The following is a 22,170-nucleotide window of genomic DNA, read 5'->3' on the forward strand; positions in this document are numbered from 1 at the left end:
ACGGACGCAGCTGTTACAACCGGAGCGAAATGTACTCTATTCGGCAAGCGCGGAGAATTGGACATTTTGTCCCAATGGTCGCGGCGCCTGGCGGGCGCGTCCGTCCGGCGTAGCGCTATCTGATTTAGCGAGGAAGCATGTCGAGTATCACGCACGATTCGCAAGCGCCTTTCCCTTCACTTCCCGCCAGCGACGACCGATCGCATTCGCCGGTCGCGCCGGGCGAGATCGCCACCGGCGTCGTCATTGGCCGGGCCTCCGAGTACTTCGACTTCTTCGTCTACGGCATCGCCTCGGTGCTGGTCTTCCCGTCGGTGTTCTTCCCGTTCGTCGGGCGGCTGGAAGGGACGCTCTACGCCTTCACCATCTTTGCGATCGCCTTCTTCGGGCGCCCGCTGGGCACCGCGCTGTTCATGGCGATCCAGCGGCGCTGGGGCCGCGGCGTCAAGCTGACCGCCGCGCTGTTCCTGCTGGGCTGCTCGACGGTCGGCATCGCCTTCCTGCCCGGTTACGCCTCGCTGGGCCAGAACGCGATCGTGATGCTGGCGGTGTTCCGCTTCCTGCAGGGCGTGGCCTTCGGCGGCTCCTGGGACGGCCTGCCGTCGCTGCTGGCGCTGAACGCGCCGCCCGACCGGCGCGGGTGGTACGCGATGCTGGGCCAGCTCGGCGCGCCGATCGGCTTCCTGGTCGCCAGCGGGCTGTTCCTGTACCTGCACGCCAACCTGGCGGCGGACGACTTCCTGGATTGGGGCTGGCGCTACCCGTTCTACGTGGCCTTCGCCATCAACGTGGTCGCGCTGTTCGCCCGGCTGCGGCTGGTGGTGACCGAGGAATACACCCGGCTGCTGGAGGAAGGCGAGCTCGAGCCGATCAGCACCCGTGAAATGGTGCGCGGCCAGGGCTACAACATCTTCATCGGCGCCTTCGCCGCGCTGGCCAGCTACGCGCTGTTCCACCTGGTGACGGTGTTCCCGCTGTCCTGGCTGGCGCTGCAGGCCACGCAAGGGGTCAACAGCGTGCTGAAGGTGCAGATCGCCGGCGCGCTGGTCGGCATCGTCGGCACCATCCTGTCGGGCTGGATCGCCGACCGCATCGGCCGGCGCACCACGCTGGGCCTGCTGGCCACGCTGATCGGCGTGTTCAGCCTGTTCACGCCGATGCTGCTCGGCGGCGGCGAGGCGGCGCAGGACCTGTTCATCCTGATCGGCTTCCTGCTGCTCGGCCTGTCGTATGGCCAGGCTTCCGGCACCGTGACCTCGAACTTCGAACGGCGCTTCCGCTATACCGGCGCGGCGCTGACCTCGGACTTCGCCTGGCTGTTCGGCGCGGCCTTCGCCCCGCTGGTCGCGCTCGGACTGTCGGTCAAGTTCGGCCTGGTCGCGGTCAGCATCTACCTGCTGTCCGGCGTCGCATGCACGATGCTGGCGCTGCGCATCAACCGCGCGCTGGAAACGCGCGACTGAAGCTCGGCCACCGAGACCGGCGCGGCGGCTCCCTGCCGCCGCGCCCATCCCCGCCCCTTGTGGCCGGACTGCCGTGACGGGGCGCCCCTGTCCGCCTCCGCAGCGCTGGCCTCTCATATATAGCGACGAGTCCGCGGAGCCGGCCTTCCCGGCGCCGGCATTGGCAAACGCCCTCTGCGCCAGCACAATCTCCCTGTCGCCACTCCCGCTTCACACCATGCCATTCCTGGCAGAACATCACGACTGTTCCGGCTGGCACGGCGAAATGGCCGAGCGCATCCGCGCGTTCGACTGGTCCACCACCGAGCTGGGTCCGATCGACCGCTGGCAGCCGAGCCTGGCCGCCGCGGTGCGGCTGCTGCTGGCCTCGCCGGTGCCGATGGTGATGTTGTGGGGCCGGCTGGGCTACATGATCTACAACGATGCCTACGCCGTCTTCGCGGGCGGGCGGCATCCGTATCTGCTGGGCTGCCCGGTCGAGCTGGGATGGCCCGAGGTGGCCGACTTCAACCGGCACGTGATGCAGACCTGCCTGGCCGGCGGCACGCTGTCCTTCCGCGACAAGGAACTGGTGCTGCTGCGCAACGGGCGTCCCGAAGACGTCTGGATGGATCTCTACTACAGCCCGGTGGCCAACGACGACGGCGCCCCGACCGGCGTGCTGGCGGTCGTGGTCGAAACCACCGAGCGGGTGCTGACCGAGCGCTGGCGGCAGGAAGCCGAGACCGCGCTGCAGCAGGCCAACGAACGGCTGCAGCTCGCGCTCAATACCGGGGCGGTGCTGGGCACCTGGGTCTGGGACATCGCCTCCGATACCCTGACCGGCGACGAGCGCTTCGCCCGCACCTTCTCGGTCGGACTGGCGCAGGCGGTGCAGGGCGTGCCGCGCACGATCATCAACGCGGTGATCCACCCTGACGACATCGAGGAACTGGCCCGGCTGACCGACGAGGCAATCCGCACCGGCGCGCCCTTCCGCGCCGAATACCGGATCCGGCGCGCGCACGACAGCTATCTGTGGGTCCAGGCCAACGGCCAGTGCGAGTTCGACTCGCATGGCGAGCCCTACCGCTTTCCCGGCGTGCTGATCGACATCGACGAGCGCAAGTTGGCCGAGCAGGCGCTGCGGCAGCTGACCGAGACGCTGGAAAAGCGCGTCGCCGATGCGATCGCGGCGCGCGCGCTGGCCGAGGGCCAGTTGCGGCAGGCGCAGAAGATGGAGGCGATCGGCAACCTGACCGGCGGCATCGCGCATGACTTCAACAATGTGCTGCAGGTCATCAGCGGCAACCTGCAGATGCTCGCCGCCGAAGCCGGCGACAACCCGATCGCGCAGGGCCGCATCGCCACGGCCGCCAACGCGGTGCGCCGCGGCGCCAAGCTGGCCTCGCACCTGCTGGCCTTCGCGCGCCGCCAGCCGCTGTCGCCGGCGGTGGTCAACCCCGGCCGGCTGATCGGCGGCATGGCCGAGATCCTGCATCGCGCGCTGGGCGAGGCGATCAAGGTCGAGACGCGGACGCCGGACGACCTGTGGAACATCAAGGCGGACCGCAACCAGCTCGAGAACGCACTGCTGAACCTGGCCATCAACGGGCGCGACGCGATGCGAGGCGGCGGCACGCTGACCATCTCGGCGGCCAATATCGTGCTCGACGGCATGCCATCGTCCGACGCCGACACCTGGACCGCCAACGCGCCCGAACGGCCGGACGGCGACTACGTGGTCTTCCGCGTGGCCGACACCGGCACCGGCATGACAGCCGACGTGCTGGAACACGCCTTCGAGCCGTTCTTCACCACCAAGGCCGACGGTCACGGCACCGGCCTGGGCCTGAGCATGGTGTTCGGCTTCGTCAAGCAGAGCGGCGGCCATATCGCGATCCAGAGCACGGTCGGCCGCGGCACCACAGTGCAGATGTTCTTCCCCCGCTGCGTCGAGGCCGAAACGCCCGAGACCGCGGAGCAGGAGCCGGCGCCGGTCGGCGGCGGCGAAACCATCCTGGTGGTCGAGGACGATCCCGACGTGCGCATCACCGCGGTGGAGATGCTGGCGCAGCTCGGCTATCGCGTGCGCATCGCGCCGAACGGCGACGCCGCCTGGTCGCTGATCGACAGCGGCATCGGCATCGACCTGCTGTTCACCGATGTGATCATGCCCGGCACAATCAAGGGCGGCGAACTGGCGCGCCGCGCCGCGCAGCGCCAGCCGCCGATCCCGGTGCTGTTCGCCTCCGGCTACACGCGCGACGAGATCTTCCACCTGGGCAGGCTCGACCACGGCGTGACGCTGCTGAACAAACCCTATCGGCGTGACGATCTGGCCCGGGCGGTACGGGCCGTGCTGGACGCGCACCGGCGCAAGAGCGATCCGGCCCCAGCGCAGTTGCCGCAGGCCCCGCGCGACGGCGTGGCCGCCGCCGTCTTGCTGGTCGAGGACGACGTTCCCTCGCGCGAGGCGATGCAGGAAGTGCTGCTGGGCTTCGGCCTGGATTGCGCCGCGGCGGGCTCGGCGGAGGAAGCGCTGCAACTGGCCGACGCCCGGCGCTTCGACGTGCTGCTGACCGATATCACGCTGCCAGGCATGGCCGGCGATGCGCTGGCGGTGGCGCTGCGCGCGCAGCAGCCGCATATCGATGTGGTGCTGATGACCGGCTATGGCGCCGGCGCGGACCTGCAGGAGCCGATCGCCGGGGCGCGCGTGCTCGGCAAGCCGATCGATTTATCGACCCTGCGGCGTGAGCTCGGTCCGTGGATGGGTGATATCGAGGCGATGCAGTAGGGCCGGCTTTCCGGCGGCATTGTCCTGCCGACTTCCTGGCTTCCCGCCCCGCCTTCCCGCCTTCCCGCCTTTCCGACTTGCCGCCGCCCCGACTATCGGCGCGGAGGCGGCCGCCGCTTGTACCAGGCATACCCCGGCTGGACATCGGCCGCGCCGGGATGCCCGACGTGGAATGGATTCTCCGACACCATCGTGACGAACCCGACCGGCTCGCCGGCGCGCTGCCTGGTGCGCAGCGCCTCGCAACGTGCGAGCACGGCGGCCAGCTGATCCGAACCGTAGTCCTCCCCGTGCGCCGTGGGGACACCCTGCTCGTCGTAGGTGGTCCAATAGACTTTGTACATATGCAGACCCATGGTGGACAGAAGCGGCGCCGTTACCGGTCGCCTTGACTGCCGCCATGTTGGCCGCCGACACCACGTCTGTCATCTTGCGACGCGTCGCGTGCCCGCCGAAAAACAAAGGAATTGTGAACGACTGCAAAGAGTGCGCCTTGAGTCATGACATTGCCGTTAGCGGCACCTAGAATCCTCCCGCACGCTGCGACCTATCGGACGTCGCCTCTCGCGTGTCCGTGCGGCGCGCCATTCAAATCGGGAGAAGGATCCATGCACTTCAAGCGCCCCCCTTGCCGAGGCTTTCGGCACGTTCTGGCTCGTATTCGGCGGCTGCGGCTCGGCCGTGCTCGCGGCCGCATTTCCGCACCTGGGCATCGGCTTCGCCGGCGTCTCGCTGGCCTTCGGCCTGACCGTGCTGACGATGGCCTATGCGGTGGGTCCGGTGTCGGGGTGCCATCTGAACCCGGCCGTGACGGTGGGCCTCGCCACCGCGGGCCGCTTCCCGTGGAAGGAAGCGCCGGTCTATATCGTGGCACAGGTGATCGGCGGCGCGCTGGCCGCGCTGGTGCTGCTGCAGCTGATGGACGCCAAGCCGGGCTTCGACGTGACCGTCAGCGGCCTGGCCGCCAACGGCTTCGACGCCGGCTCGCCGTCGGGCTTCGGCATGATGCCGGTGTTCGCCACCGAGGTACTGGCCACCTTCTTCTTCGTGCTGATCATCCTGGGCGCGACCGCGAAGCGCGCGCATGGCGCGCTGGCACCGCTGGCGATCGGCCTGTGCCTGACGCTGATCCACCTGGTCACGATTCCGGTGTCGAACACCTCGGTCAACCCGGCCCGCTCGACGGGACCGGCGCTGATGGTGGGCGGCATGGCGCTGCACCAGCTGTGGCTGTTCTGGCTGGCGCCGATCGTCGGGGCGATCGCCGCCGGCGTGGTCGGCCGCGTGCTGTACAGCGACGACGAGTAAGCGAACACCAAGGTGCTGCGGCGATGGCCGGCGACATCCTCGCCGGCCGCGCCACAAGCCTCGGCTCAGCCTCACCCTCACCCTCACCCCTCAGCCTCACCCTCAGCCTCAGCCTCAAGCCTCAAGCCTCAGCCCCAGCCTCAAGCCGCCAGCCGCTGCTCTCGCGCGGCCAGGGTTTCGGCCCAGGCCTGCTCCAGTTCCACATGGCCGGCGAAGCCGCCGGCCGACTTCACCTCCGCCTGCGCCTCGATCCCATGCGCGAAGCGTACCGCGGGGTCGTCCTGCAGCTGCCGATAAAGCCGATCCAGGTTCGGATAGTCCGCGCGGTTCACCACCCCGTGGTAATCGGTCCAGCGCGCAATCCCCGCGAAGTAGGCGTCGGCCACCGTGCGCCGCTCGCCCAGCAGCCAGCGGCGATCGCCCAGCATCGCGTCCAGCTGCGCATGCGCCTTCTCCACCTTCACCCGCCCGAACTCGCGCAGCACCGCCTTGGTGGTGTCGTCGCTGGCGTGCTCGTATAGATGCCACAGCGGCACGAAGGCATTGAAAAAGGTCGTGTTCAGGTAGGCCAGCATCTGGTTGAGCCGGTCGAATTCCGGCGTGCCCTGGGCAAAGCCGAGCGCGCCCTCGATGCCGCGCGCGCCGATCCAGTTCATGATCGCCATGCTTTCGGTCACGATCGCGCCGCCATCGGTCGCCAACGCCGGCGTTTCGCCCACCGGGTTGATGCGGCGGAACGCTTCGCTGGTCACCACCTCCGGCATCTCGATGCGCGACAGCCGATACGGCTGGCCGAGCCATTCGAGCGCCACGATGGAACCGAACGAGCATCCCGACGGCACGCCATAGAAGAGGATGGGGGTCATGTTGTTTCTCCGAGTGAAGGACCCGGGCATCGGGTCGATGGAGAGACTATAGATTTGTGGACATTGAAGCGGTAGTCGGCAAAAATTCAACGCAACGTCCATACCCGTGGACTTTGATGCGTTGCTGCGGACTGCCATGCTGAACCTGAACGACCTCTCGCTGTTCGCCGCCGCCGTCGAGCACGGCGGCTTTGCCGCGGCCTCGCGCCAGCTCGGCATCCCGAAATCGACGCTGAGCAAGCGCGTCGCCGAGCTCGAGCAGCGGCTCGGCGCCCGGCTGATCCACCGCAGCTCGCGCAGCTTCGCGCTGACCGACGTCGGCCGCGCCTTCCACGAGCACGCCCGCGCCGCGCTGATCGAGGCCGAGGCCGCGCACGACGTGGTGCGCCAGCGCGCCGCCGAGCCGAGCGGCACGGTGCGGCTGACCACCTCGGTGCCGGTCGCGCAACAAACGCTTGCGCCGCGCCTGCCGGACCTCGCCGTCGCCTACCCGAAGCTGCATCTCCAGCTGGACGTATCGGACCGCTTCGTCGATGTCGCCCAGGAGGGCTACGACCTCGCTATCCGCAGCCATTTCGCGCCGCTGCCCGATTCCGAGCTGGTGCAGCGGCTGCTGTCGACCGAGCCGATCATCCTGGTGGCCGCGCCGCGCTATCTGGTCGCCGCCGATCCGCTGGAGACGCCTGAGGCGCTGGCCCGCCATGACGGGCTGCTGACCCGCCCGCTGGCAACCAGTTGGCGACTGAGCCGCGACGGCGAGACGGTCACCGCGACCCCGCGCCCGCGCATGACCGCCAACGAATCGACCGCGTTGCTGAGCGCGGTCGCGGCCGGCCTCGGCATTGCCTGCCTGCCCTTGTCGGTCTGCCGCGCGGCCCTGCAGCGCGGCGACATCGTGCGCGTGCTGCCGGACTGGACCGCCGGCCACGTGATGACGTCGGTGGTGATGCCGCATCGCCGGGGACAGTTGCCGGCGGTACGGGCGGTGGTCGAATTCCTGGCGCGGTGTTTTGCCGACGAATGAGCGTTCGGTGAAGGCCCCGTATCAGCCCGGGACCTCCGCCTGCCGGCGCACCCACGCCACCGCCCTGCCCAGGAACGGCGACGCATCGCCTGCCCGATAGCTCATGATCACCGGCGACACGAAGCCCGGCGCGTCGATCGGGCAATAGCGGACATCGTCACGATGCAGCCGCTGCACCGAGGCCGGCACCAGCGTGATGCCGAGCCCCGCGGCGACCAGGCCCAGCGCGGTCTGCAGCTCGTTCGCCTCCTGCACCACGCGCGGCTGCAACCCCTGGACGCGGAACAGCGACAGCACGTGGTCCGCATAGCTGGGCCGCGGACGCGCGGGATAAAGAATCAGCCCGCGCCTCGCCAGCTCGGCCGGCGCCATCGGGCCATCGCCATCGCCACCCCCACGGCCATCGCCACCGACGCGGCCACGGCCACCGCCATCGCCGCCTTCACCTTCACGCGGGGCGGCCCGCGCCGGCAGCGCCGCCACCAGCGGCTCGGCCATCACCACCTGCTGCACGATGGCAGGATCGCTCAGCGCCAGCCGGCCGAATCCAAGATCGATGCGGCCGGACTTCAACGCCTCCAGCTGCTGCACCGAGATCATTTCCGTCAGGCCGACCTCGACCTCGCTCTGGTCGGCGCGCAACTCGCGGATCAGGTCCGGCAGCACGCCATAGAGCACCGACGGCACGAAGCCGATGCCGAACCAGCGCTTCTCGTTGCGGCCGATGCGCCGCGTGCCTTCGATCATCTCGTCGAGCCGCTGCGTCAGCTGCAGCGATTGTTCGAGCAGAAAGCGCCCCGCCTCGGTCAGCCGCAGCCCCCCGCCCGACGCGCTCGAACAGCGGCACGCCCAGTTCGTCCTCGAACTGGCGGATCTGGCGCGACAGCGGCGGCTGGGCGATATGCAGCAGCGCGGCCGCGCGGGTCACGTTCAGCTCGCGCGCGACGGTCTGGAAATAGCGCAGATGGCGCAGTTCCATGGTGGCCTCCTTGACCTTGCATCCATACCTTACGGGTATGGAATCAGACATCTTCGGTCTTGGACAGGCCTCCGGTCAAGCCGCATACTCGACCGCAAACCCTCAATCCAATCCTTCAGGTATGGCAACCACCATCACATCCGTCGACGCGATCCTGGTCGACCTGCCCACCATCCGCGCGCATCAGCTGGCCATGGCGACCATGCAGCAGCAGACGCTGGTCATCGTGCGGCTGCGCGCCAGCGACGGCGTCGAAGGCATCGGCGAGGCCACCACGATCGGCGGCCTGTCCTACGGCGAGGAAAGCCCGGAAGGCATCAAGCTGGCCATCGACACCTATCTGGCCCCGGCCTTGATCGGCCAGGACGCCACCAATATCCACGGCGCGATGGCGCGGCTGAACAAGGTCGCGCGCGGCAACCGCTTCGCCAAGTCCGCGCTGGAAACCGCGCTGCTCGACGCGCAGGGCAAGCGGCTTGGCGTGCCGCTCGCCACGCTGCTCGGCGGCGCGGTGCGCGACGCGCTGCCGGTGCTGTGGACGCTGGCCAGCGGCGATACCGCGCGCGATATCGAGGAGGCCGAGCGCCTGCTGGCCGAGCGCCGCCACGACACCTTCAAGCTCAAGATCGGCCGCCGCGCCGTGCGCGACGACGTCGCCCATGTCGCCGCGATCAAGCGCGCGCTGGGCGACCGTGCGCGCGTGACGGTCGACGTCAACCAGGCCTGGAACGAGGCCGACGCGGCCATCGGCATCGCGATGCTGGAGGCCGCCGGCATCGACCTGATCGAGCAGCCGATCGCCCGCGAGAATCGGGTCGGACTGGCGCGGCTGGCGGCGCGATTCGTGGTGCCGATCATGGCCGACGAAGCGGTGACCGGACCGGAGGACGCGATGGAACTGGCGCGCCTGGGCGCCGCCGATGTGTTCGCGTTGAAGATCGCCAAGTCCGGCGGCATCTTCGGCATGCTGCGCACCGCCGCGGTCGGCGATGCGGCCGGCATCGCGCTCTATGGCGGCACCATGCTCGAAGGCAGCGTCGGCACCATCGCCGCGGCGCACGGCTTCTGCACGCTGCCGCAACTGGCCTGGGGCACCGAGCTGTTCGGGCCGCTGCTGCTCAAGGACGACGTGGTGCGCGAACGTCCCGCCTATCGGGACTTCGCGCTGCGCCTGCCGGACGGTCCGGGGCTGGGTCTGGCGCTGGACGAGGACAAGCTGGCGCATTACCGGCGCGATCGCGCATGACACGCCCATAACAACCACATGACGGCCGCATAGCAGCCGCATCACGCCCGTGCAAGCGCCGCATCGCCGCCGCATCACGGCTGGATAACGCCATCGCGCGTGCCCAACGCGCGCCAGGCACCCCAATTTCGAACTTCACGAAGGAACGGAGACAATGAAGTCGCTCACTCTCGCCACCGTGGTCCTCGGCCTTGCCGCGGCCCTCGTCACGCCGGCCGCGCAGGCGGCGTACCCCGAACGACCGATCCGCTGGATCGTCCCCTTCCCCGCCGCCGGCGCGATGGACAATATCGCCCGCACGCTCGGCGAGGAGATGTCGCAAACGCTGGGCCAGTCGATCGTCGTCGAGAACCGCCCGGGGGCCGGCGGCAATATCGGCGCCGAACTGGTCGGGCGCTCGCCCGCCGACGGCTACACGATGCTGATCGGCGCCAACGGCATGGCGGTCAATCCGGCGCTGTACCGCAAGCTGAGCTACGACCCGATCAAGGATTTCGCGCCGGTATCGCTGCTGGCCGTCGTGCCCAACGTCCTGGTCGCCAACAAGGCGAAGACCAGCGCGAAGACCGTGCCGGAGGTGATCGCCAGCGCGAAGAGCCAGCCGGGCAAGTACACCTATGCGTCCGCGGGCAACGGCACTTCGATCCACCTGGCGGGCGAGCTGTTCACGTCGATGGCCGGCGTCGAGCTGCTGCACGTGCCCTACAAGGGCAGCGGTCCCGCGGTCACCGATCTGCTCGGCGGCCAGGTCGACTACATGTTCGACAGCATCACGTCCGCCAAGCCGCATATCGATGCCGGCAAGCTGACCGCCATCGCGGTGACCACCAGCAAGCGCTCGGCCACGCTGCCCAACGTGCCGACGGTGGCAGAGGCCGGCCTGCCGGGCTACGAGCTGTCGCCGTGGTTCGCCGCCTTCGTGCCGGCCGGCACGCCCCCAGCCGTGGTGGAGACGCTGCACCGCGCGATGGTCGACGCGCTGCGCACGCCCGCGGTGCAAAAGCGCCTGGCCGCGATCGGCGCCGAGCCGATCGGCAGCACGCCCGCCGAGCTGAAGCAGCATCTGGCCAAGGAAACCGACAAGTGGGGCAAGCTGATCCGCGCGCGAGGCATCCGCGCGGATTAAGCGAGGGGGCCCTTCGATTCCTCCCCTCTCCTCAAGTTTTTCTACCAACTGCCGTTGTTTGACATCGACCCCCGAAGCAATCGTCAGCGAACGGGCGGCAACACAAGAGCGAAGAGCGAATGCGCATCACGCGCGCGGGACTTCCGCGGGCGTGGCGTTGTTCGCCGCGATTCAATGTCCATCAGGTAGAAGAAATGAAAAACTTGGGAATAGGTGCGCGCCTTGGCATCGGCTTTGGCGTGGTATTGCTGCTGTCCACGCTGATGACCGGACTTGGCATCCTTCGGTTGCAGCAGGTCGCGGAGCGCACGCATGACATGATGCAGCAGCCGCTGGCCAAGGAACGGCTGGTCAGCGACTGGTACCGCTACATGCATACCAGCGTGCGCCGCACCACCGCGGTGGCCAAGAGCTCGGACCCGACGCTCGGCGCGTTCTTCGCGAACGAGACCAAGGCCTCGGTCAAGGCGATCGCCGATCTGCGCGACAAGATCGAGCCGCTGCTGAGCACCGACGCCGAGAAGCAGGCGTTCCAGACCATCCTGCGCGTGCGCGAGCCCTACAACGCCTCGCGCGACAAGATCACCAAGCTCAAGCAGGAAGGGCTGACCGACGAAGCGAACACCGTGCTGGAGAAGGAATTCGTGCCGGCCGGCGACGCCTATCTTGCCGAGATCCAGAAGCTGCTCGACATCCAGCGCGCCAGCATCGACGCCACCGCGCGCGATATCAACGCCGTCTACCAGACCGCGCGCAACCGGCTGATCGGCCTGGGCGTGCTGGTGCTCGCCATCGGCATCGCCTTCGCGGTGTGGCTGACGCGCGGCATCACGCGTCCGCTGCATCGCGCGGTCCATATCGCGCGCACCGTCGCCGCCGGCGACCTCAGCGCCCGCATCGACGTCGACAGCAAGGACGAGACCGGCCAGCTGCTGCAGGCGCTTGCCGAGATGAACGGCAACCTGCTGCGCATCGTCAACGAGGTGCGCCTCGGCACCGAGGCCATCGCCACCGGCACCAGCCAGATCTCCGTGGGCAATACCGACCTGTCGCAGCGCACCGAGGAACAGGCCGCCTCGCTGCAGGAAACCGCCTCGAGCATGGAGCAGCTGACCAGCATCGTCCGGCAGAACGCCGACAACGCCAAGCAGGCCAGCCGCCTCGCGGTCGATGCCTCGGACATCGCCGTCAAGGGCGGCACCGTGGTCGGCCAGGTGGTCGACACGATGGACGAGATCCACGGCGCGTCGAAGAAGGTCACCGACATCATCGCGGTGATCGAGAGCATCGCCTTCCAGACCAATATCCTGGCGCTGAATGCCGCGGTGGAAGCCGCGCGCGCCGGCGAACAGGGCCGCGGCTTCGCGGTGGTCGCCGGCGAGGTGCGCAGCCTCGCGCAGCGCAGCGCCACCGCGGCAAAGGAGATCAAGTCGCTGATCGACGATTCGGCCGAGCGCGTCGAAAAGGGCTCGCAGCTGGTGTCGGAAGCCGGTCAGACCATGGAAGAGATCGTTGGCGCGGTCAAGCGCGTCACCGACATCATGGGGGAGATCAGCGCGGCCTCGGCCGAGCAAAGCGCCGGCATCGAGCAGGTGAACCAGGCCGTCACGCAGATGGACACCGTGACGCAGCAGAACGCCGCGCTGGTCGAGCAGGCCGCCGCCGCGGCCGGCTCGCTGGAAGAGCAGGCGCAGCGCCTGAAGCAGGCCGTGTCGACGTTCCGCCTCGGCGCGGCGCAGATGACGCTCGCCTGATCGGGGCAGTGACAAACTCGGAACGGGCCGCGATGCGGCCCGTTTTGCTTTGGCGCGCGGCTTTGGCGTCCTCAAAAAGCGGCAATCCTTGTCAAAACTACCAGCCTCGCCGGGACCGCCTCACGGCGGCATCGGCCACGGTGCCGTGGCGCGGATCCTGCGTGGTGGCGTGGCGCAGCCCGGCGTCCGGGCTGCCCCTGCACAGCCCAGCACATCCCAGTACTTGGCGGCACATCGCAACCGGAGGATCTGCAATGAGCATCTTTGGCGAAATCCTGAACAGGCTGCGCGGCAAGGCGCGGCCGGAGCCTTCCACGCAGGCGTCCCCCGCAGGCATCCACACAGGCCCAGCAGCCGCAGACCGGCACCGCGGGCCAGCCGCAGACCGGCGCTGCCGGTCAGGCGCCGGGCGGCGCGCCGCCGGCCACGGCACCGGTGACGGCCGGCACCGGCGGCGGCAGCACGGCGGGCGGCACTGCGGCGGGAACCGCGACCGGCGCCGCCAGCGCGCCGCTGTCGGAGGTCGATGTGGAGAAGATCCTCGACGACCTGGCGCAGCAGAGCGGCCAGAAGCTGAACTGGCGCACGTCCATCGTCGACACCATGAAGGCGCTGGGCATCGACAGCAGCCTGGAGCACCGCAAGGAGCTGGCGCGCGAACTGCAATACAGCGGCGACTTGAACGACTCGGCCGCCATGAACGTATGGCTGCACAAGCGCGTGATGAAGGAGCTGGCGGCCAACGGCGGCAAGCTGCCGCCGGAATTGCGCGATTGAAGCTTGCCGCGGCAGATTGAGCGACATGCGGGCCGATGGATCGGCCCGTTCTCCTTTACCGCGAGCGATTTACGGCCAGCGCGTGTCCGGGTCGAGCGGATAGACCGGCCGCGCCACGCGCTGGAACGGGAAGCGCTCGTAGCGCGAGCTGGTCACGCCCTCGCCGTCGCACTCCACCACCGCACGCGCGATCGGCACGAACACCGGCCGGCAGTACATCCGCGACTTCAGCAGCAGGAAACGCGCGCGATGCGGGTCCACGCCGATATGCGTGAAGATGCCCAGGTCCCAATGCTCCTGCGGCGTCTCGACGATCACGATCTGCGCCGCGCCGATATCGAGCAGCGCGCTGCGCCCCATGCGGATGCGCTGGCCGGTATAGGTGGGTCCGCTGATCACGTATTCGCCATCGCCGAGTGCGGCGACCTTGCCGGTCAGCGGCTTCGATTGGGGATAGACGCCGAGCTGGGTCAGGGCCACCTTGTCGCCGACCGGCAGCGTCACCGTGGCGCCGACGCCGGCCGCGACCAGCGCGGCCACCGCCTCCGGGTCGCACACCGGCCCGACCGCGATGCCGCTCAAGCCCTGCGCCAGCGCTTCGTGCAGCACGGCCATGTTGTCGCAGGTGCCGCCTGACATGCAGTTGTCGCCGTGGTCGAGCAACAGCACCGGGCCTTCCCCCGGCGCGTCGGCAAGTTTGGCCGCGTGCGCGATCGACTGCGCCAGCGGCTCGCTGCGATAGACGAAGCCGGCGCGGTCGTCCCAGATCTGCTGGGCAATGCGCTGCGCCACCGCTTCGGCGGCGGCCGCATCGCCGTCACCGACCACGATCACGCTGAGGCAAGGGGCCGCGATATCGGCGAGGCCAAAGCCGGCCAGCACCGAGACTCCCAGCATGCCTTGCGCTTCCGCTTCCCTGGCGGCCGCCACCGCGCGCTGCATCGCGCCCTGGTCGGTGCGGCTGCACAGCGTATGTGTCAGCAGCGGCAGGCGGCGCCAGGCCACCACCGGCCTGGTGCGGCCCGCGATATGGTCCAGCAGCAGCCGGCCCGCGTGCTCGCCGGTCTCGTACATGTCGACGTGCGGATAGGTCTTGAAGCTGACCGCCACGTCGACATGGTCGATCAGCTTCTGCGTGATATTGCCGTGCAGGTCCAGCGCGACCGCGATCGGCGCGTCGGGCAGCACCGCGCGCAGCCGTTCGAGCAGGTCGCCCTCGCCGTCGTCGCTGTTCTCGGCCACCATCGCGCCGTGCAGGTCCAGCATCACCGCATCGCAGCCCGGCGCGGCCGCGACGATCGCGTCGCACAGCGCGGTATAGGCCTGCGCCGCGACGCGCCCGCTGGGATTGGCGCCGGCGATCACCGGCACCACGATCTCGGCGCCGGCCGCTTCGGCCAGGTCGATGAAGGCGCCGGCCGCGGTGCGCGTGCCGCGCGCGGCGCGGTAGCCGCCCTCGCCATAGCGCGGATCGAACGACGCCAGCGGCGTGGGCACCGGCGAGAAGGTATTGGTCTCGTGATTGAGGCGGGCGATCAGGATTTTCATCGCGTGGGTCCGGTCGGTGCGGTGTGGGTCGGAGGCCGTGTCAGGCGACGCGATGAGCGCCGTCAGCGTCGTCAGCGTCGTCAGCGTCGGCGGCGGGGTCAGCGGCATCAGCGCCGGCGCGCGGCGTCGAGCATGGCGTGCAGCAACACGTTGGCGCCCGCCTCCAGATGCTCGGGGCGCGCGTCCTCGATCTCGTTATGGCTGATGCCGTCCTTGCAGGGCACGAAGATCATCGCGGTCGGCGCGACGCGCGCCAGGTACACGGCATCGTGGCCGGCGCCGCTGACCACGTCCATCGCCGACAGCCCCTGCTGCGCGGCGCCGTCGCGCACGGCCTGCACCAGGCTCGGCTCGAACGGCTGCGGCGGGAAGTAGACCACCTGCCTGACGTCGATATCGATGCCCGAGCGTTCGGACAACGCGGCGCAGGCCCGATGCAGGGCCGCGTCCATCGCGGACAGCACGGTGTCGTCGGCCGCGCGCAGGTCCACCGTCATCGTCACGCGGCCGGGAATCACGTTGCGCGAGTCGGGATGGACCGACAGGCAACCGACCGTGCCGCGCCCGTGCGGCGGGTGGTCCAGCGCGATGCGGTTGACGATGCCGACCAGTTCGGACGCGGCCAGCAGCGCGTCGCGCCGCAGCGCCATCGGCGTCGGCCCGGCGTGCGCCTCCATGCCGGTCAGCACCACGTCGTACCAGCGTTGTCCCAGCGCGCCGGTGACCACGCCGATCACGGTGTCGTTCGCCTCCAGCACCGGCCCCTGCTCGATATGGGCCTCGAAATAGGCCCCGACGGCGCGGCCGCCGACCGGTTCCGAGCCGGCATAGCCGATCTCGCGCAGCGCATCGCCGACGCGGACGCCATCGCGGTCCGTCTGCGCCAGCACATGATCGAGCGCGAATTCGCCGATGAAGGCGCCCGAGCCCATCATCACCGGCACGAAGCGCGAGCCTTCCTCGTTGGTCCACACCGCGACCTCGAGTGGCGCATCGGTGACGATGCCCGCGTCGGCCAGCGTGCGCAACACTTCGAGGCCGGCCAGCACGCCATAGTTGCCGTCGAACTTGCCGCCGGTCGGCTGCGTATCGATATGGCTGCCGGTCATCACCGGCGGCAGCGAGTCGTCGCGGCCCGGCCGGCGGGCAAAGATGTTGCCGATCGCATCGACGCGGATCGTGCAGCCGATCGCCTTTGCCTCGGCGACGAAGAAGTCGCGGCCCTGCCGGTCGAGATCGGTCAGTGCAAGGCGGCAGACGCCGCCCCTGGGCGTCGCGCCGATCCGCGCCAGCCGCATCAGCGCGTCCCACAGCCTGGCGCCGTCGACGCGCAGCGCCGCGGTGCCGGCCTGCGTGGCTGCCTGCGTGCCTGCCTGCGCGGCGCCTGCCTGCGGGTTGCCGGCCTTGGTGTTGGTGGTGGTGTCTTCTGCCATGTCCGTCGACTCGCGTCCGCTACGTCGTTCCATTCAGGCCGCCAGGCCGACGCCGAGGTAGCGGTCCTTGACCGCCTCGTCGGCGATGAATTGCGCATTGGTGCCGGTATAGACCACCGCGCCCTGCTCGATGATCACGTGCCGGTCGGCCAGCTGCGTGCAGACCTCCAGGTTCTGCTCGACCAGCAGGATGGGCACGCCGGCCGCCTTGATCATCTTCAGCTGCGCGACGATCTCCTCGACGATCACCGGCGCCAGCCCTTCCACCGGCTCGTCGAGCATCAGCAGGCGCGGATGGTTCATCAGCGCCCGCGCGATCGCCAGCATCTGCTGCTCGCCGCCGGACAGCTGCGCGCCGCCATTGCGGCGCCGCTCGCGCAGCCGCGGGAAGATCTTGTAGACGTCGTCGAGCTGCCACGGCGAATCGCGCCGGGCGCCCAGCTTCAGGTTCTCCTCGACGGTCAGCAGCTTGAAGACGCCGCGATGCTCGGGCACGAAGCACAGCCCCTGCGCGGCGATGCGATGCGGCGGCATTCCGCCGATCTCGTTGCCGCGAAACAGCACGCGGCCGCCGCGCGGCGGCACCACGCCGGCGATCGCCTTCAGCGTGGTCGACTTGCCGGCGCCGTTGCGGCCGAGCAGCGTGACCAGTTCGCCCTCGCCCACCGCGAGCGACACGCCCTGCAGCACGTGGCTCTTGCCGTAGTAGGCATGGATGGCTTGCACATCGAGCATCGTCATCGCTGGCCTCCGGTGATCATGTTGCCCAGATAGGCGGCCCGTACGCGCGGGTCGCCACGCACGCTGTCGGGCGGGCCTTCCATCAGCACCTTGCCCTGCTGCATCACGGTGATGGTGTCGGAGATGTCCATCACGATGTCCATGTTGTGCTCGATCAGCACGACGGTATGGTCCTCGGCCAGTCCGCGGATCAGCCGCTTCATCGCGCCGAGATCGTCGACGCCCATGCCCGAGGTGGGCTCGTCCAGGAAGATCGCGCGCGGCCGCGCGGCCAGCGCCATGCCCACTTCCAGCCGGCGCTGCTGGCCGTGCGACAGCGCACCGGCCACGGCATCGGCGACGCGGGTCAGCTCCAGCCGCTCCAGCACGCGTTCCACGGTGTCCGTGCAGGCCAGCTCGCCGACCGGCCGCCGCCAGCAGTTCATCGCGCGCCGCGGCTGCGTGCCGAGCGCGGCGAGCCGCAGGTTCTCGCGCACCGGCAGGCTGGGGAAGAGACTGGTGACCTGGAACGAGCGCGCGATGCCGCGCTGCACGCGCTGGTAGTCGGTCTCGCCGGTGACGTCGTGGCCGTCGAAGACGATGCGCCCGCCGGTGACGCTGCGCGTGCCGGTCAGCATATGGAACAGCGTGGTCTTGCCGGCGCCGTTCGGCCCGATCACCGAATGCACGGTGCCCGGCATCACGCGCAGGTCCACGCCGCCGAGCGCCATGAACTTGCCGTACTGCTTGACCACGCCGGTGGCCTCGAGGATCGGGGCGGTCATGCGCGTTCCTCCCCCGTGGTGACGATTTTCGTGGCGGCTTCCGTGTCGGGGCCGATCGCGGCCGGCTCGCGGCGGATGCCGCGCAGCCGCAGCCATATCGTCGTGCCCAAGCCCCACAGGCCGCGCTGCATGAAGAGGCTCACCGCGATCAGCAGGAAGCCCAGCAGCATCAGCCAGCGCGGCCACAGCGTCGACAGCCAGTCGGCCAGCAGCACGTAGAACGCCGCGCCCAGCACCGAGGCGAACACGTTGGCGGTGCCGCCGATCACCGTCATGATCAGGATCATCTCGCTGACGTGGTAGTCGATATTGGCCAGCGGCGCGATGCCGGTCAGCATCGCGTGCAGGCCGCCGGCCAGGCCGGTCACCGCGCCCGAGATCACGAAGGCCAGCAGCTTGAACGCCTTGATGTTGTAGCCGACCGCCAGCGCGCGCTCCTCGTTGTCGCGGATCGCCAGCAGCGTGCGGCCGAACACCGAATCGGTGACGCGCAGCACCAGGAAGAACACCAGCAGGAACAGCACCGCGACGAAGCCGTAGAACTGCCACGGCGAGGCCAGGGGGACCAGCTCGCGGCCGGCGATCGACAGCGCGGGCCGCGGGATGTCGAGCAGGCCGTTGTCGCCGCCGGTCAGCGACGGCACCGAATAGGCCAGGAAATAGAACATCTGCGAGAACGCCAGCGTCAGCATCACGAAGTAGGTGCCGCGCTGCCGGATCGAAAACCAGCCGACCAGCGCCGCCGCGGCCGCGCCGATGGCAATCGCCAACGCGAGCGACAGCGGCACCGGCAGCGCGATGCGGGTCAGCGCCAGCCCGAGCGAATAGCTGCCCAGGCCGAAGAAGATGCCCTGGCCGAACGACAGCAGGCCGGTATAGCCGAGCAGCAGATTGCACGCCATCACCGCCATCGCGTAGATCAGCACCTCGGTCGCCAGCGTGCCGGAGCGCAGCGTCAGCGGCAGCAGCAGCGTGACGGCCAGCGCGAGCCACCAGAATCGATACGCCATCATCCCCTCCCCAGCAGGCCGTGCGGGCGCAGCAGCAGCACCGCGGCCATCGCGACATAGATCATCAGCCGCGCGCCCTCGGGCCACAGCGTGCTCATCAGGCTTTGCACCACGCCGACCAGCAGGCCGCCGATCAGCGCGCCGGTGAAGCTGCCCATGCCGCCGACCACCACCACGATGAAGGCGACGCCCAGCGCCTCGACGCCCATGAACGGTTCGGCGCCCCGGATCGGCGCGGCCAGCACGCCGGCGATCGCCGCCGTCGCCGCGCCCAGCGCGAACATCAGGCTGAACAGCCGGAACACGTTGATGCCGAGCAGCGACACCATCTCGGTCGACTCGCTGCCGGCCCGCACCGCGCTGCCCAGCCGCGTGCCCTCGAGCAGCCACCACAGCGCCACCGCCAGCAGCGCGGTGAAGGCGATCACGAACAGCCGGTACTTCGGATAAATGAAGTCGCCCCACATCACCACGCCCTGCAGCGCGTCGGGCGGCGGCACGTCGACGCCGAGCGGGCCCCAGCCGACGATGATCAGCTCCTGCACCGCGAGCGCGAGGCCGACCGTCACCAGGATATGGAACTCATGGGGCTGGGCGTAGACGTGGCGCAGCATCACGCGCTCGACCAGCCAGGCAAGCGCGCCGATCACCAGCGGCGCCAGCACCAGCGCGGCCCAGAAGTTCATGCCCAGCTGCAGCGCCTGGAAGCACAGATAGGCGCCCAGCGCATAGAAGGCGCCGTGCGCGAAATTGACGAAACGCAGCAGGCCGAAGACGATCGACAGGCCGACGGCCAGCAGGAAATACAGCATGCCGATGCCGATGCCGTTGATGACCTGCAACAGGTAGACGTTCATGAAGCGCTTTTCGCTTTGGCTATCGCGTTGGCGGGCGCCCTCTCCCGATCAAGGGGGAGAGGGTTGGGGAGCGGTCGTCGAGAGGAGACAACCCGGCGGCAGAGGCTTACGCCATCTTGCACTGGGTCTGCTCGGGCGGCAGGAAGGCCTTGCCGACGCTGATCACGTCGGCGTAGTCGTCCTTGTCCTTCATCTTGCCCTTGGCCTTGCCCTTGAGCAGGTAGTAGTTCTTCAGCACCTGGTGGTCGGCCGCGCGGATTTCCTCGGGACCGGTCAGGCCCTCGTACTTGAGCCCTTCCATCGCCGCGATCACGGCCTTCGGGTCGGCGCTGCCGGCCTTGACCATCGCGTCGAGCATCAGCTTGGTACAGATGTAGGAGCCGGCCAGGCTGTAGTTCGGATTGGACTTGAACGTGGCCTTGCAGCGCTGCACCAGGTCTCGGTTCAGCGGCGTATCGACACCGTGCCAGTACTGCGCGCCGAAATAGACGCCGTCGCACAGGTCCGCGCCAAGCGATTCGAACTGCTCGAGCCCGGAGGCCCAGGCCAGCAGGATCGTCGTGTTCTTCTTCATGCCGAAGCTGACCGCCTGGCGCAGCGTGTCGGCCGATTGCGAGCCGAAGTTCAGGATCAGCAGCACGTCTGGCTTGGCCGCGATCGCGTTGGTCAGATAGCCGCTGAATTCCTTCTCGTTGAGCGCGTGGTAGCTGTTGCCCACGTGCTCGATGCCCTTCTCCTTGAAGATGTTCTTCGCGGCGGACAGCAGGCCCTCGCCGAACACGTATTGCGGCGTGATCGTGTACCAGCGCTTTGCCTTGGGCATCGACTCGATCAGCGGCCGCACGGTGCGCTCGATCGCGCCGTAGGTCGGCACCGACCAGCGGAAGGTCGCGCGGTTGCAGTCCTTGCCGGTGATCTCGTCCGCGCCGGCGGTGGTGACGAAGACCCCGCCGAATTTCTCGGCCTCCTTGCCCATCGCCAGCGATTCCGACGACAGGATGCCGCCGGCGAAATAGCGCGCGTTCTTCTGCTGCGCCAGCTCCTGCACCTTGCGCACGGCGGTGGCCGGTTTGCCTTCGGTATCGAGCACGCTGTAGCGCAACGGCTTGCCGAGCACCTTGCCGTACTGCTCGACGATCAGCTTCATGCCGAGGTCGGCGAACTTGCCGTTGGCGGCGAACGGGCCGGACATCGGCACCGGGCAACCGAGTTCGATCGCATCGTCGGCGGCCAGCACGGCACCGGCGCGCAGCAGGGAGGCGGGGACGGCGGCCAGCGCGCCGAGTTTGAGCACGTCACGACGATTCAAAGCTCACTCCTTGGATCTGTGGGGTCCATCGAAAGGGAAGGTCCGGCACGCGACAGGATCGCAACAGCGCTACAGCAAGAATCGAACCCGTTTATTCTATTTATACGTATAAACTGGTTGAAGGCATCATAGGAGCCGGTTTGCGCGACTGTCAATGAAGCGCCGGTCAGGGTTTACCTGCGCCCGCGGACGCGCGCCGCATGCGCGATGGCGGTGCCGCGCGCACCGCGATGGACCGCGGCAGGACCGCGGCGGGGCGCCGTGGGCCGGCAAGGCGCATGCCGCACCGGCATGGCGATCAAACGAAAGGAAGGACAATCCATGGTGACGTTCCGCGGCGCGAAGGCGCCGGCTCTGGCGATCCGCAAGCAGAAGCGCGCCGACCTGGTGGCGGAGGAACTGAAGCGCCTGATCACCGAGCGCGACCTGAAGCCCGGCGACAAGCTGCCGCAGGAGATCAAGCTGCAGCAGACCTTCGGCGTCAGCAAGAGCACGATCCGCGAAGCGCTGAAGTCGCTCGAGGTGCAGGGGCTGATCAGCGTCAGCACCGGCCCGGCCGGCGGCGGCACCATCGTCGAGGTGCCGCTGGACCGCACCTTCCAGCTGATGCAGAACTATCTGTTCTTCAAGGACGTCGGCATCGCGGACGTCTATACGGTGCGCCGGCTGCTGGAGCCGGAGCTGGCCGCCGGCGCGGTACCGCATCTGACCGAGGACGACTTCCGCGCGCTCGAACACACGATCGACCTGTGCGACCCCACCTCGGCGTCGGCGGCGGCGCCGCTGGACCAGCGCCAGGAGGACCTGAGCTTCCACGACATCCTGGCCGCGGCCAATCCGAATCCAATGCTGCGTTTCTGCTGCGAGCTGATCAACGAGATGCTGCGGCAACTGGTGGTGTTCGGCAACGACACGCCCGCCTGCGAGCACGAGAAGTTCGGCGCGTCCAATGTCCGCTTCCACAAGAAGATCGTCGCCGCGGCCCGCGCGCGCGATGCCGAGCAGGTGCGCAAGCTGATGGCCGCGCATATGCAGGACTGCACGCGCCATGTCACGCGGATGAACGGGCGCGTGCACGGGCGGCTGGTGCTCGATTCGGAGTTGCCGCGCCGGTCGCTGGTGGTGCGCCCGCGCGACCGCGAGCCCGAGCAGGCCGGTTGAAGGCGCCGGCCGCCGCGCCGAAGCG

The 22,170-nt window shown here is 68.8% G+C and carries 17 protein-coding genes and 2 pseudogenes; 9 read left to right on the plus strand and 10 right to left on the minus strand.

What is annotated here, in order from left to right:
* The first annotated feature begins 137 nt into the window (after positions 1-137).
* The gene (locus OJJOAM_RS16470; RefSeq protein ID WP_422650421.1) at positions 138-1,463 is read left to right on the plus strand and encodes an MFS transporter; all 1,326 of its coding nucleotides are present in this window, start codon (positions 138-140) and stop codon (positions 1,461-1,463) included.
* Between the two features lie 217 nt (positions 1,464-1,680).
* A complete protein-coding gene (locus OJJOAM_RS16475) occupies positions 1,681-4,242 on the plus strand; it encodes a response regulator (protein WP_422650422.1) in 2,562 nt (853 codons plus the stop codon).
* 92 nt (positions 4,243-4,334) lie between these two features.
* On the opposite strand, the gene OJJOAM_RS16480 is transcribed toward OJJOAM_RS16475, so the two are convergent.
* Positions 4,335-4,586 (minus strand): hypothetical protein, encoded by a 252-nt coding sequence (locus tag OJJOAM_RS16480; protein ID WP_422650423.1) that lies wholly within the window; start codon positions 4,584-4,586, stop codon positions 4,335-4,337.
* Positions 4,587-4,872: 286 nt separating this feature from the next.
* Between OJJOAM_RS16480 and aqpZ the strand changes: the two are divergent.
* Positions 4,873-5,550: pseudogene (gene aqpZ, locus OJJOAM_RS16485) on the plus strand (aquaporin Z); the annotation flags it as partial.
* Positions 5,551-5,690: 140 nt separating this feature from the next.
* Here the strand turns inward: aqpZ and OJJOAM_RS16490 are convergent.
* A complete protein-coding gene (locus tag OJJOAM_RS16490; RefSeq protein ID WP_422650424.1) occupies positions 5,691-6,416 on the minus strand; it encodes a glutathione S-transferase family protein in 726 nt (241 codons plus the stop codon).
* 136 nt (positions 6,417-6,552) lie between these two features.
* Between OJJOAM_RS16490 and OJJOAM_RS16495 the strand changes: the two genes are divergently transcribed.
* Positions 6,553-7,440, plus strand: a complete 888-nt coding sequence (locus OJJOAM_RS16495; RefSeq protein ID WP_422651071.1) for a LysR substrate-binding domain-containing protein — start codon at positions 6,553-6,555, stop codon at positions 7,438-7,440.
* Between the two features lie 21 nt (positions 7,441-7,461).
* On the opposite strand, the pseudogene OJJOAM_RS16500 reads toward OJJOAM_RS16495, so the two are convergent.
* Positions 7,462-8,419: pseudogene (locus tag OJJOAM_RS16500) on the minus strand (LysR family transcriptional regulator).
* Positions 8,420-8,540: 121 nt separating this feature from the next.
* Here OJJOAM_RS16500 and OJJOAM_RS16505 point away from each other — a divergent pair.
* The 4 genes from OJJOAM_RS16505 (at position 8,541) to OJJOAM_RS16520 (ending at position 13,322) form a co-directional block, all read left to right on the plus strand.
* Complete coding sequence (locus OJJOAM_RS16505; protein WP_422650425.1) at positions 8,541-9,665, plus strand: muconate/chloromuconate family cycloisomerase; 1,125 nt, start codon at positions 8,541-8,543, stop codon at positions 9,663-9,665.
* A 154-nt stretch (positions 9,666-9,819) separates the two neighbouring features.
* Positions 9,820-10,791, plus strand: coding sequence for a Bug family tripartite tricarboxylate transporter substrate binding protein (locus tag OJJOAM_RS16510; RefSeq protein ID WP_422650426.1), 972 nt, complete (start codon positions 9,820-9,822; stop codon positions 10,789-10,791).
* 194 nt (positions 10,792-10,985) lie between these two features.
* Positions 10,986-12,545 carry a methyl-accepting chemotaxis protein gene (locus tag OJJOAM_RS16515; protein ID WP_422650427.1) on the plus strand — a complete coding sequence of 520 codons (1,560 nt, stop codon included), beginning with the start codon at positions 10,986-10,988 and terminating at the stop codon, positions 12,543-12,545.
* 435 nt (positions 12,546-12,980) lie between these two features.
* Entirely contained in the window at positions 12,981-13,322 is a 342-nt protein-coding gene (locus OJJOAM_RS16520; RefSeq protein ID WP_422650428.1) for a DUF3597 domain-containing protein, read from the plus strand.
* Positions 13,323-13,391: 69 nt separating this feature from the next.
* Here the strand turns inward: OJJOAM_RS16520 and OJJOAM_RS16525 are convergent, their stop codons facing one another.
* The 7 genes from OJJOAM_RS16525 to OJJOAM_RS16555 all read right to left on the minus strand — a co-directional run bounded on the left by OJJOAM_RS16525 (position 13,392) and on the right by OJJOAM_RS16555 (position 20,984).
* A complete protein-coding gene (locus OJJOAM_RS16525) occupies positions 13,392-14,870 on the minus strand; it encodes a M81 family metallopeptidase (RefSeq protein WP_422651072.1) in 1,479 nt (492 codons plus the stop codon).
* Between the two features lie 107 nt (positions 14,871-14,977).
* Positions 14,978-16,303, minus strand: a complete 1,326-nt coding sequence (locus OJJOAM_RS16530; RefSeq protein WP_422650429.1) for a Zn-dependent hydrolase — start codon at positions 16,301-16,303, stop codon at positions 14,978-14,980.
* A 33-nt stretch (positions 16,304-16,336) separates the two neighbouring features.
* Positions 16,337-17,038, minus strand: a complete 702-nt coding sequence (locus OJJOAM_RS16535) for an ABC transporter ATP-binding protein (protein WP_150082280.1) — start codon at positions 17,036-17,038, stop codon at positions 16,337-16,339.
* Positions 17,039-17,040: 2 nt separating this feature from the next.
* Positions 17,041-17,808, minus strand: coding sequence for an ABC transporter ATP-binding protein (locus tag OJJOAM_RS16540; RefSeq protein WP_422650430.1), 768 nt, complete (start codon positions 17,806-17,808; stop codon positions 17,041-17,043).
* Complete coding sequence (locus OJJOAM_RS16545) at positions 17,805-18,818, minus strand: branched-chain amino acid ABC transporter permease (protein WP_422650431.1); 1,014 nt, start codon at positions 18,816-18,818, stop codon at positions 17,805-17,807. Before OJJOAM_RS16545 ends, OJJOAM_RS16540 begins: the two co-directional genes overlap by 4 nt.
* Positions 18,818-19,675: a branched-chain amino acid ABC transporter permease gene (locus OJJOAM_RS16550; RefSeq protein ID WP_006579287.1), complete on the minus strand. Its 858-nt coding sequence runs from the start codon at positions 19,673-19,675 to the stop codon at positions 18,818-18,820. The genes OJJOAM_RS16545 and OJJOAM_RS16550 overlap by 1 nt, the downstream gene beginning before the upstream one ends.
* A gap of 106 nt (positions 19,676-19,781) precedes the next feature.
* The gene (locus OJJOAM_RS16555; protein WP_422650432.1) at positions 19,782-20,984 is read right to left on the minus strand and encodes an ABC transporter substrate-binding protein; all 1,203 of its coding nucleotides are present in this window, start codon (positions 20,982-20,984) and stop codon (positions 19,782-19,784) included.
* Between the two features lie 321 nt (positions 20,985-21,305).
* Here OJJOAM_RS16555 and OJJOAM_RS16560 point away from each other — a divergent pair, with 321 nt between their 5' ends.
* Positions 21,306-22,145, plus strand: coding sequence for a FadR/GntR family transcriptional regulator (locus tag OJJOAM_RS16560; RefSeq protein WP_422650433.1), 840 nt, complete (start codon positions 21,306-21,308; stop codon positions 22,143-22,145).
* The last annotated feature ends 25 nt before the right edge of the window (positions 22,146-22,170 follow it).

Origin of the sequence: Cupriavidus sp. H18C1, from assembly GCF_049311595.1 — a bacterium.
In the GTDB taxonomy this organism is placed as follows: Bacteria; Pseudomonadota; Gammaproteobacteria; order Burkholderiales; family Burkholderiaceae; genus Cupriavidus; species Cupriavidus cauae.

What these genes read in the sequence shown, in the direction of transcription:
- OJJOAM_RS16470 (WP_422650421.1), top strand. Translation starts at nt 138, where the DNA reads ATGTCGAGTATCACGCACGATTCGCAAGCGCCTTTCCCTTCACTTCCC.
- OJJOAM_RS16475 (WP_422650422.1), top strand. Translation starts at nt 1,681, where the DNA reads ATGCCATTCCTGGCAGAACATCACGACTGTTCCGGCTGGCACGGCGAA.
- OJJOAM_RS16480 (WP_422650423.1), bottom strand. Translation starts at nt 4,586, where the DNA reads ATGTACAAAGTCTATTGGACCACCTACGACGAGCAGGGTGTCCCCACG.
- OJJOAM_RS16490 (WP_422650424.1), bottom strand. Translation starts at nt 6,416, where the DNA reads ATGACCCCCATCCTCTTCTATGGCGTGCCGTCGGGATGCTCGTTCGGT.
- OJJOAM_RS16495 (WP_422651071.1), top strand. Translation starts at nt 6,553, where the DNA reads ATGCTGAACCTGAACGACCTCTCGCTGTTCGCCGCCGCCGTCGAGCAC.
- OJJOAM_RS16505 (WP_422650425.1), top strand. Translation starts at nt 8,541, where the DNA reads ATGGCAACCACCATCACATCCGTCGACGCGATCCTGGTCGACCTGCCC.
- OJJOAM_RS16510 (WP_422650426.1), top strand. Translation starts at nt 9,820, where the DNA reads ATGAAGTCGCTCACTCTCGCCACCGTGGTCCTCGGCCTTGCCGCGGCC.
- OJJOAM_RS16515 (WP_422650427.1), top strand. Translation starts at nt 10,986, where the DNA reads ATGAAAAACTTGGGAATAGGTGCGCGCCTTGGCATCGGCTTTGGCGTG.
- OJJOAM_RS16525 (WP_422651072.1), bottom strand. Translation starts at nt 14,870, where the DNA reads ATGAAAATCCTGATCGCCCGCCTCAATCACGAGACCAATACCTTCTCG.
- OJJOAM_RS16530 (WP_422650429.1), bottom strand. Translation starts at nt 16,303, where the DNA reads ATGGCAGAAGACACCACCACCAACACCAAGGCCGGCAACCCGCAGGCA.
- OJJOAM_RS16535 (WP_150082280.1), bottom strand. Translation starts at nt 17,038, where the DNA reads ATGCTCGATGTGCAAGCCATCCATGCCTACTACGGCAAGAGCCACGTG.
- OJJOAM_RS16540 (WP_422650430.1), bottom strand. Translation starts at nt 17,808, where the DNA reads ATGACCGCCCCGATCCTCGAGGCCACCGGCGTGGTCAAGCAGTACGGC.
- OJJOAM_RS16545 (WP_422650431.1), bottom strand. Translation starts at nt 18,818, where the DNA reads ATGGCGTATCGATTCTGGTGGCTCGCGCTGGCCGTCACGCTGCTGCTG.
- OJJOAM_RS16550 (WP_006579287.1), bottom strand. Translation starts at nt 19,675, where the DNA reads ATGAACGTCTACCTGTTGCAGGTCATCAACGGCATCGGCATCGGCATG.
- OJJOAM_RS16560 (WP_422650433.1), top strand. Translation starts at nt 21,306, where the DNA reads ATGGTGACGTTCCGCGGCGCGAAGGCGCCGGCTCTGGCGATCCGCAAG.